General features: G+C 34.4%; 2 protein-coding genes. Both read left to right on the top strand.

The genetic code is table 11. The features are described from left to right. Positions 1 to 695 precede the first annotated feature (695 nt). Entirely contained in the window at positions 696 to 1,268 is a 573-nt protein-coding gene (locus tag IMCC3317_RS07105) for a UpxY family transcription antiterminator (protein ID WP_160128838.1), read from the top strand. Between the two features lie 309 nt (positions 1,269 to 1,577). Further along, positions 1,578 to 12,209 carry an SDR family NAD(P)-dependent oxidoreductase gene (locus IMCC3317_RS07100; RefSeq protein WP_160128837.1) on the top strand — a complete coding sequence of 3,544 codons (10,632 nt, stop codon included), beginning with the start codon at positions 1,578 to 1,580 and terminating at the stop codon, positions 12,207 to 12,209. The last annotated feature ends 53 nt before the right edge of the window (positions 12,210 to 12,262 follow it).

Raw genomic sequence — 12,262 nt, 5'->3', positions numbered from 1 at the left:
AGGTTTTTGAATGAGTAAACGCGCTTAGTCAATCATTTTAAAGACTATTTTGTATAATTACGGAATGTGTTTAGTGATAATACAAAATAATCTTTAAAATACTATTTTAGTACTATAATTTTTGTAACTTAACTTTTCATTAGTTAATGTTTGACAATTAAAGACAACAAACGTGTTGTTTTAGTTTATTGATAAATTGAGTTTGAATATTTTAATTATTCAAACTGTAAACAGAAAAATAAACTTTCAAACACTACTGAATCAGAATAATACTTCATGAATTTGAAAGTATAATTTTGCGCTAAAATAAGTTTGTAATTACAGAATAGAAAAAGCATGAAATATTTTGAGTATGTGGAAATTTTTGTAGTATAAAAAATTATTATATTCTCAATAAACAAAGGATTTAATGTGAATTACAATAAAAAACACATGAAAAATTAATAAATCCTTAACAATGTGCATTTTTCATTTTTAGTGACACAGAACCGTAAACTTTTTACGGTAAAACAGTAGTTGAAGTCAGCAGTACTTGTATATTTTAGAACTGTTAAATAATATTGCATACAATCAAGTTAGTCCTCCAATTATGCTAACTGACAAGGCGAAGCTATGCTTCGAATCTTCTTAAATCACTTGTTAGTATTAATCAGTACGCATACAACCAATAAACCAACCAACCAAATTATAACATAATGTCCTTTACCCAAAACACGGTTATTAATAATGCTGTGAAAGTAGTCGGTAAGCCATCAATTAAATCATTACAAGATCAAAATTGGTATGTCTTATACACTGCTCCAAGAGCCGAAAAAATAGCAAAACGAGAACTCGAATTCAATAACTATGAAGTTTTTCTTCCCATTACCACAACATTAAGAGTCTGGAAGAATCGTCAAAAGAAAATGATAGACAGCGTAGTTTTTCCAAGTTATATTTTTATTCATACCAATGAAAGATATCTGGCGGAAGCATGTCGGATAAATAAAATTAGCACCTATTTGCATTGCGGTGGAAAACCTAGTAAAGTTGATCCGAAATGTATAGAAGGTATTAAACGAATGTTGGAAATGAATCAAGAAATATCAGTAAGTGAAAATTTTCATGAAGGCGAATTGGTGCGCATCACTAAAGGTCCACTGGCTGGATATGAAGGTGTATTGATTCATCAGAAGTCAAAAACTAAATTCGGCATTCATCTTAAAGAAATTAATCAAACCATATTGGTTGAAATATGTACTAGTGTTTTAGAGAAGAACCTAGCATAAACCGTACCTTAAAATCACGAATAATTTTTTCAATAAGAAATTATTCGAAACTTCCCCCATTCTCATTCCTTAAAAGTATAAAAAATTATAAGATGTAGAGAACAAACCTAAACTTTAGGCGTGTCTTTACTATACTGGTAAATTAACAAAATTTTATTTTCACACTACAAATTTAGGAGTATTCCATACAATTCTATTGTCAGTAATATCTCTTAAAAGGTTGAAAATAATTTTTGCGATAATTCATAAAATCCAGATGTTTCAAATAACAAAACATATATCAATATCATTTATTCATAATTGAAAGAAATGAATCAAAAAGAAATACTACTAGAATCTACGGAATCATATTTGTGCTCAATAATGTCTGAAGTTGCAGACTTAACGATCACTACTAATGATTCATCAACTCCTTTTTTAGAGTTGGGAATTGACTCATTTCGTATCCTGCAAATCATTAAGAAATTGGAAGAAGTATTTGGCACTTTGCCAAAAACGTTACTATTTGAAAATTTTAACATTAGTGATTTAAGCAATCATTTTGTTGAAAATTATGAAGAAATACTAAACGCAAAATTTGCTGATCAGAAATTTATTGGGAAACCTACTATTCAATCGGCTAACACTTCCGTAGAAATTACTCAGGAAGAAACGAAAGTTAGCCAACCAGAAAGTAATTCCGTAAAAATTGCAACGCAACCAGCTGAGGTAACTAACACTACAATTAAACCTGAGCAGAAAGTAAGTAACAACGAACCAAAAAGTAAATCGGTACGAAATCCTATCATTATTTCAGAAAAAGAAGCGATGATTCATCCTGAATTAAAAGATTGGTATCAAACTACTTTCAATCAATATAAAAATGAAAGTTCGGCTTCAAGAGGAACAAGAAACATAGCACCATTACTATTTATTGGAAGTGAAAAGAAAGGATATTTAAATTACAGTAAAAGTAACAATATCATTTTAGTATATGGTTATACAGGACCAGCTTCTTACCTTTCTACGATTGCAGAAGAAATTTCTCAATATTGCGAAGACAGCGGTTTTGAAATCACCATATTATCCGATCATGCTATTGAATCTATTGGAGAAAACCCCTACTACGCAACTCCATTTGGTATTATTTCAAGAATAGAAAATATAAAGAATTTTTCACTTGAAGGCAGTAAAATGCGTCGCTTAAGATATCAAGTTTCAAAATTTGAAAATGCAGGAGAATGCAAAACCGTAGAATATATTAACGGAACTGACAAAGAAACAGATAAAAATATAGCAACATTAATTGACGAATGGTGTGCGCCAAGAACAATGGTTAATCCGCTCATTCATATTGTAAAACAGGAAATATTAGTAGGGAAGTTAAGTACGGAACACAGACTTTTCTTGACGTATTTAGATAATGTACTGCAAAATGCGATTCTAATTTCACCATTGTCATCTGAGATAAACGGATATTTGATGGATTTGGAATTTTATCCAAGTAGCATGCTTTTAGGCGGATTAGAATACGGAATTGTAAAAATGATGGAAATCTTGGCATCCGAAGGTTCTAACATGCTAAGTCTAGGAGGAACGTATGGTTGTAAAATGGAAGAGTCAGAAAATGCAGATCCTGAATTGGACAAGACATTAAACTTTCTAAGAGACAATAAAATATTTAATGACGAAGGCAACTTACAATTCAAAAATAAATTTCGTCCAAGTCATCAAACTATCTTCATCTGTAGACCAAAAGCAATTAGCAATGCCGACAATGTTACAGACATCATCATGATGATTGCAGATCCTTCTAAAATGGAAGTTGAAGCGGAAGAAAAAGGAAGTACATACACAAAGCTTTCCTTAGAAATAGCTGTAACCACAGACAAAAATGAAGAAGTAGCGAAAACAGAAACAGCAATAACTACGAATATTTCAGTAGAAACAAAAGCTGAAAAAATTCACGTACCTACCGAAAACACAGCAGTAATGATTGAGGAAAATGAACGTTCATTAACCTTAGCTGAATTTAATTTCAATCCGCTAAACATTCCAAGTACTAAAGTAGCACACGATTTAAAAACGGATTCGTGGGCACAATTGGAATCGCCTGTAATTGATGCGCATTTAAACTTCTTACACTCACAACTCTACAAAACGGTAAACATCAATGAAAGTTTACAAAGTGTATTTCCGTTTTCCCATATAAGTATAACGTCTTCAGGTCGAAATGCTGAAAAAGCATTCTTCAAATCATGGAATAAAAAAGGAATTGCAGTACAAAATTTACTATTTGCGACGACTATTTATCATGAAATTGAAAATGGTTTTTCGCCTAAAGAAATTCCTCATACTGAAGTATTCAAACTCAATTCAGAAGAACTATTCAAAGGAAACCTACACTGGGAAGCTCTTGAAAAAGAAATAGAAAAAGAACACAAATCCATAAGTTTTGTAGCAATAGAAATATCGAACAATGCCGCTGGCGGAGCTCCTGTATCAATTCAGCATTTAAAAGAAGTGAAAAAACTACTCTCTAAATATTCAATTCCGCTCGTTATGGACGGAACTAGAGTATTGGAAAATGCTAAATTCATCATAGAAAATGAAAAAGAATATGCAGGGAAAACCATTTGGGAAGTTGCTAGAAACATATATTCTTGTGCAGATGCGGTTTGGGCAAGTTTACCAAAAGATTTCTGTATAAACAAAGGAGGAATCATTGCTACAAATGATGAAGCACTTTATAATAAAGTTCAAGATGTCATTGAAGATGAAGGCATTGGACTTGATATTATTGATAAAAAGCTCATCGCAATTTCATTCGAAAACAAAAACATACTAGAAAGACGAATTACCAATAGAATAGAAAATGTAAAACTAATCCATGATGCAGTAAGTAAACATGGAATTCCTATTTTCAAACCTGTAGGAACGCATTGTATACTAATTGATGTAAAACAAATTCCTGAATTCAAATCGTTCGAAAATCCGGTGACATCTTTCAATGCTTGGATGTTTCTTAACACAGGAATCCGTGGAGGCGCGCACAATGCAGGAATGCAGAAAAATAGCGCAATAAACGACGTAGTTCGTTTGGCAATTCATGTTGGTATCGAACAAAAAGAAGCAACTGAAATAGCTAATAAACTAATTCAGTTATTTAAAAACATGGAAAATATTCCTGAATTGCTATTACAAGGCAATACGGAAGCATATGGAACCATTAACGCAACGTACACATTAAAACAATATCACAATGTGTCAAAAAATATTGTTCCGATTCCAGATCAAAACACAACGGCTGTAGCTGAACATGTAAATGTCACAACTACAACTAATAATAGTACAGCAAAAGAAGCGACTCAAAAACAAGCGACTTCAACCGATAGGAAATATCAAATAGAAGACATTGCTATTGTGGGAATGTCTGGAAGATATCCGAAAGCAAAAAATTTAGATGAATTATGGGACAATCTTATACAAGGAAAAGATTGTGTAGAAACCATTCCAGAAGAGCGTTTAAAACAGCGAAAAACAACTAAATTCTCTAAAAAATATCGTGGAGGTTTTCTTTCAGATGTAGACAAATTTGATTCTATGTTCTTCAATATTTCGCCAGCAGTTGCCGAAATGTTTGATCCGCAAGAAAGACTCTTACTAGAAACTGCTTGGGAATCTATTGAAGATGCAGGATATTATCCAGAAATACTAACTCCAGAAAACACACCCAAAAATATTGGTGTATTTGTTGGCGCAGTATGGACGATGTACCAAATGATTGGCGCAGAAGAAAAGTTAGTTGGCAAGGATGTAAATCCAAATTCATTTTTATGGAGCGTTGCCAACCGAATTTCATACTGTCTCAACTTATCAGGGCCAAGTTTATCTGTAGATACAGCGTGTTCTTCAAGTATGACAGCGTTGTATTTAGCGTGTGAAGCTATCTATAACGGAGAATGTTCAGGTGCAATTGTTGGTGGAGTCAACTTAGACTTACACGCAAGTAAATTTGATATAAATTCCTTTGGAGGCGCGCTTTCGCCAGATGGTGTATGTCGTACGTTTGGAAAAGGAGCCAACGGATATGTTGCTGGTGAAGGTGTAGGAACTATTTTCATAAAACCACTAAAACAAGCAATAGAAGATGGCGATCATATTCATGGAGTCATCAAAAGTGTAGCTGTCAATCATGGCGGACGCACAAGTGGATACATGGTGCCAGATCCAAAAGCACAAGGAAATCTAATAGGAACTGCATTAGAAAAAGGAAAAGTTGACGCTAGAACTGTAGGATATATTGAAGCGCACGGAACAGGTACAGAATTAGGAGATCCTATTGAAATAGCTGGATTACAAAATGCTTTCAAGAAATATTCTGTAGAAAATCAAACCTGTGCAGTAGGTTCTGTAAAGACAAATATAGGACACTTAGAAGCTGCCGCAGGTGTTGTAGGTATTCACAAGGTGCTATTGCAGATGAGACATAAAAAGCTCGTACCTTCATTACACTCTGCGGAATTAAATGAATTTATCGATTTCACAAACTCTCCATTTTATGTAGAGCAAGAATTTAAAGATTGGAAACCTAAAACAATTGATGGTGTCCAATTTCCGTTAAGAGCAGGAATTAGTTCATTTGGAGCAGGTGGCGCAAATGCACACGTAATCATAGAATCGTATGAAAATGAAAATAAAAATGTAGCTGTAGAAGAAGCACCAACCTATCAAATATTTCCGTTATCTGCGTTGAAAAAAGACAGATTGATTGAAACTGCTACTAGATTACTTAAATTTTTAGAACACGATGTATCTTTAAAAGAATCATCACAAGTACACATAAACGACATTGGTCACACACTTCGTGTCGGTAGAAAATCTTTTGAACACAGATTAGTAATAATAGCTGCAACAAAACAAGAATTAATTGAAAAACTTGGGTTATTTATTGAGGATAAAAACGATGCGAATACGCTAAAAGGCGTTGTTGAAAAAGTTGGAAACATTGCAAGGCTTTTAAGCAAAAGCGAAAAAAAATCTTTTGTGGAATTGATCGCTAAAAGCGGAAATCTTCAAAAATTAGGTCAGTTATGGATTGAAGGAATTGTCAACGACTGGCAAGATTTAAATTCAGCGAAAGCAGGAAAAAGAGTTTCCTTGCCAACCTATCCATTCGCTGACAAACGCCATTGGGTAGAAACCAGCGAAAACGGAACTGTATTAGCCGCTTCCACAATAGATCATCCATTAATTGATGCAAACGAATCTACCTTTGAACGCCAAATTTTCAAAAAAACGTTCAATGATACAGAATTCTTTATATACGATCACTTAGTTTCAGACATTCCAACCTTACCTGGAGTTGCGTATCTTGACTTTGCTAGAAAAGCGGGTGAATTAGCTGCTGGAAGAAAAGTAAAAGCCATTAAAAATATTGTTTGGTTAAATCCAATTACGGTTACAGATTCAAAACCAGTAGACATTTGGATTGAGTTGATTCCGCAAGCTGTAGAAGTAAAATTTGAAATCTTTGGAAAAAATGTAGAAGGCGTAAAACAATTGCATTCGCAAGGTAGAATAGCGTATGTTACAGATGAAACTGAGGAAGTAATACCTGAATATATTGACATCAAAGCAATTCAGGCGCGTTGTACAAAAGTAGGTGACGGAAAAGATGCGTATCCTATATTTGGCAAATTAGGCTTAGGTTTAGGACCAAGTTTTCAAGTGCTTCAAGAAGTGTTTAAAAATGACGATGAAATGTTTGGAATCATGAAAGTTCCAGATGTTTGTTTAGACGATTTTCAAGATTTCATATTACATCCTTCATTATTAGATGGCGCTGGACAAACAGTAATGGCGTCTCACTTATTAGCTGCTACGGATGATTCTGGCGGAATGGTTGTTCCATATTCATTTGGAGAAGTAGTGATACTTCATCCGTTAACAACAAACTGTTACAGTTACATTCAAAAAGTAGATGATCCAAAATCAAAACTATCCAAAGCAAATCTTATAATTACAGATGAAGACGGAAAAATTTTAGTCAAAATAAACGAGTCTATTGGAATCCCGCTAACGGACATTCACGAAAAGCCTGCGGGCAGTCCAGAAGCAGGAATTACAGCTGAAGTTGATGAATTTGAAGACCTTTATTATACCAATCTTTGGGAAGAATCTCAGGTTACAATACCTCAAGCAGAAGCTAACACTCAACATAGTATCTTACTTTTTGATACTGACGAAAAACTATACAATGCATACCAAAAAGATTCAGGAAAAAATATAATTCTCATACAAGCTGGAAAAGCTTTTAAAGCTTCTGGAGAGAACAAATACACAATAAATCCTGAGAATAAAGACGATTACATTCAGCTTTTAGAAGCAATCCATAAACAAGGAAATACGTTTGGTAAAATCTGTTATGCTTGGTCTAAATCTCCTTTTCAGGAAGAAGAAGCTTTCTTAAATGAATCGTTAGACACAGGAATTTATTCGTTCCTCTACGTATGTCAGTCACTCATCCATCTAAAATCTGATACAAAATTTCAAGTAGTATATTTATTCAACGGAATTGAAAACGAATATCAGCCTCACAATGAAGCGGTTAGTGGTTTCATAAAAAGTTTACACTTAGAGCAATCTAACATTATGTGTAAAACGGTAGAAATTCAAAACAATGATACTCCAACTGATATTGTAAAAATGTTCGTGTCAGAATTACATACAGACACTATTGAAGATTTAGCGGTTCGGTACCAAAAAGAACAACGTTTTGTTAGAAAACTAAAAAACATACAAAATTGGAATGATGAAAAATCGGCAATCTCACAACAAGCACTCAAAGAAAAGGGAGTTTATCTTATTACTGGAGGAGTTGGAGGTTTAGGATTCATCTTTGCAGAATACTTAGCAAAAGAATGCAAAGCAAGATTAATATTAACCGGTAGATCAAAACTATCTGAAGAGAAATCAATCCAAATAAATGAACTAGAAGCCTTAGGAGCGGAAGTTCTATACCTGCCAACAGATGTTTCAAAACTTGAAGAAGTAACGAAACTAGTAACCGAAGGCAAGAAAAAATTCGGAACCATTGATGGGATTATTCACAGTGCTGGTGTCTTACGAGATTCCAATGTGAGGAGTAAAACCAGAGAAGAAATGAGTGCGGTTTTTGCACCAAAAATATATGGAGCTTTCTACTTAGATGAATTAACCAAAAATGACAAACTCGACTTTTTCGTTACATTCTCTTCCATGGCAGCCGTTGGTGGAAACATGGGACAAAGTGATTATTCCTATGCAAACCATTTTATGGATACGTACATGAAAAGACGTACTGCGCTTGAAGCAAAAGGAGAAAGATCAGGGAAATCGTTAAGTTTAAACTGGTCAATTTGGGCAAGTGGAGGAATGAAGCTTGATACGCAAATGGAAGCATTCTTCAAAAACAGTTTAGGAATCCGTCCATTAAGTACTGCTGTAGGAATTGGCACATTCACAAAAGGATTACTTTCAGAACAAACACAAATTGTAGTTGTGGAAGGTATGCAAGAACGAATGGAAATTGCATGGGGAATTCGTAAAAAAGCAGTTGAAGCAGTAGAAGCAACAGCTACGAATGACGCTGCCGATTCTTCTTCAAGTGGTGGAGACAATGAAGAAGTTAGCAAATTGATTCAAAAAGAATTGATCAAAATTGCAATGGACTTTTTAAAGTTAGAAGAAGACGATGTCTCGATAGATAAAATATTACTAGACATTGGATTCGATTCTATCGGATTGGCAACCTATGCAAATGCATTGAATGATAAATACGGTTTAACCGATATTACACCAGTATTATTCTTTGAATATCCTTCTATTAGAGAGATTACAAAATACCTTGCTACGGAACACAATGAAGCTGTAACTAAAACCTATAATTTAGCTGGTGGCGGAACCACTAAGTCAGCGGAACCAACGGCAAAAGTAACAACAGAAACGAAAGCTACACCTGAAGCTGCTCCAACATTTACAGGAATAAACAAAGGATGGAATGCTGGTCAAGCTACTCAAAACACAAACAATCAACCTGCTCAAAGTGGAGGTTTATCAGTTGCATCTCGTTTTATAGACTGTCCAATAGCAATCGTAGGAATTGGCGGCGTAATGCCAAAATCACGCGATATGGTTGAATATTGGGAAAATCTGAAAAATGGCGAAAATATGATTTCGGTCATTCCGCGCGATAGATGGATTTGGGAAGATTATGACGGAGATCCAATCACGGAAGTAAACAAAACAAACTCAAAATGGGGAGGTTTTATTGATGATGCAGACAAATTTGATCCACTATTTTTCGGAATCTCACCACGTGAAGCAGAAATGATGGATCCACAACAAAGAGTCTTTCTAGAAACAGTTTGGAGTACCATTGAAGATTCTGGATATAAAATTTCTGATCTTTCAGGTACAAAAACTGGATTATTTGTTGGTGTTGCTGTACATGATTATGCAGATTTAATGAATACACTACAAGTTGAACTTGACGGATATACAGCATCTGGTAACTCACATTGTATGTTGGTAAATAGAATTTCATTCTTACTAAACTTACGTGGACCAAGTGCGCCAATTGATACAGCATGTTCAAGTTCTTTAATTGCAATTCATCGCGCTGTTGAATCTATTCACACAGGAAGTAGCGACATGGCAATTGTTGGTGGCGTACAATTAATGATGACGCCAGCCGCACATATTTCATTCGGAATGGCAGGAATGTTAAGTACCGATGGTAAATGTAAAACGTTTGACGAAAGCGCAAGCGGATACGTTAGAGGTGAAGGTTCAGGAGCAGTTTTCCTTAAAACGTTGGCACAAGCGGAAGAAGACAATGATCAAATTTATGCAGTTATAAAATCTACTGCTGAAAATCATGGAGGTAGAGCTGCAATGCTAACAGCACCAAATCCAAATGCACAAGCTGAACTTATTGTAGAAGCGTATGAAAAAGCAGAAATTGATCCAGCTACGGTAGGATATATTGAATGTCACGGAACTGGAACCAGTTTAGGAGATCCAATAGAAGTGAGAGCCTTGGCTAAATCATTTAAAGAATTATATCAAAAACATAACAAAACTATTCCTAGCACACCGCATATTGGGTTAAGTTCTGTAAAAACAAATATTGGTCACTTAGAAACTGCCGCAGGTATTTCAAGTTTCTTAAAAGCAGTACTTGCCATGAAGCATAAACAAATTCCTGCTTCATTACACTTTGAAAACTTAAATCCTCATATAAATTTTGCCGGAACTCCATTTTATGTGGTTGACAAAACTACCGACTGGAAACGAATAACTGGAGCCGACGGAAAAGAATTTCCGCGTAGAGCTGGGATTAGCTCTTTCGGATTTGGTGGAGCCAATGCACACGTGGTTATTGAAGAATATATTCCTTCCAAAAAGGAAGAAAAAATTGAATTTCAAAAACCATTCATGTTTACGCTTTCGGCTAAAAATACTGAGAGACTTAAAGTATATGCAGAATCTATTTTAAGACATGTGGATAACTATGAAGTAGACCTTCTAAATTTAACATACACATTACAAATAGGAAGAGATGCAATGACGCAGCGACTCGGATTTGCTGTAAACTCACTTTCTGAGCTAAAGCAATTGCTTAGTGATTACATTGCAGGAAACGACATTGAAAACATTTATCAAGGAAAAATTAAAAGTAAAAAAGAGAAAGCGGAGTTAGAAAGTTTACACGGTTCACACGAAACTTCCATAGATGCATGGATTGTGAATTACAGCTATGAAGAAATGCTGAAAGCTTGGGTTGAAGGTTTTGATTTTGATTGGAATCGTATTTATGGAGAAGCGAAACCAAAAAGAATAAACATTCCAACATATCCATTTGCCAAAGAGCGTTACTGGTTTGAATTTGATCCTAATGCTTCAAGAGGTAAAACAACTGCAGTAATTCATCCATTATTACATACAAACACTTCAGTTTTAAAACAACAAGCATATACTTCATCGTTCAATGAAAATGAATTTTTCCTTACGGATGATAAAGTGTCTGGAAAGAAAAAACTAGCTGCGGGCGCGTTTTTAGAAATGGCAAATGTAGCTGTAACACATGCTGCTTTTTCCAAACTAGAATTTACCGCGTTGGAGTTTAAAAACATGAATTGGTCTAGTCCATTTTTAGCGAACAAAGACACTTCCATTTCTTTGGCATTATATGAAGAAGATGAAAACAATATACTGTTTGAAGCTTTCAGTTCTGAAGAAGGAGAAGAAGTTGTCCATTTTGATGGAAAAGCTATACTTGACGCACAAACTAAATTACAGCAAATAGATATTGAATTACTCAAAAATCAATTAAATACTGGAAAGACAAACTATGAAGAACTATTCAAAACGTTTATTGAAAATGGGTTGAATGGTTATAGTTATCCAGAAATAAAATTTGCATCAAAAGGACACAAACAGTTTTTAATGCAGTTGGTATTGCCTACTGAATTACAAAACGACACCACCGATTATATTTTAAATCCAGCAATAATTGAAGTTGCTTTGCACGCTTCGGGTCTTATGATTCATGCGGATCATTACAAAGACAAATCGCCATTACCAGCGAAACTGGAGAGACTAAAAATAGTAGCTCCATGCGAGAACGAAATGTACATTTGGGTTCGTCATTCAAGAAGTAACAGTGAAGATGAAAATCATATCGAATTAGACATTGATCTCATCAACGCTAAAGGAGAAATTTGTATCTCATTAAAATCAATAACGTTTGTTGAGGAAAATAATGGAACAACTAACAAATTTGAATCTCATGAATTGGAGCAGTATTTAGAATCTTTTTACGATCTAATTCCCAACGGTTCACCAGGTAAATCATCAGAAAGTATAAATGATGAATTTCAAAGACTATTAGGCGAAGATTTTAGTCATCGCAACTAATAGGATGTTACATAATGTATCAAACCCAAATAAAAAATTCAAAATATAATATG

It is taken from the genome of Kordia antarctica, from assembly GCF_009901525.1.
GTDB lineage: Bacteria > Bacteroidota > Bacteroidia > Flavobacteriales > Flavobacteriaceae > Kordia > Kordia antarctica.
The sequence above is the reverse complement of the archived record's forward strand: the minus strand, read 5'-3'. Positions and strand labels throughout refer to the sequence as shown.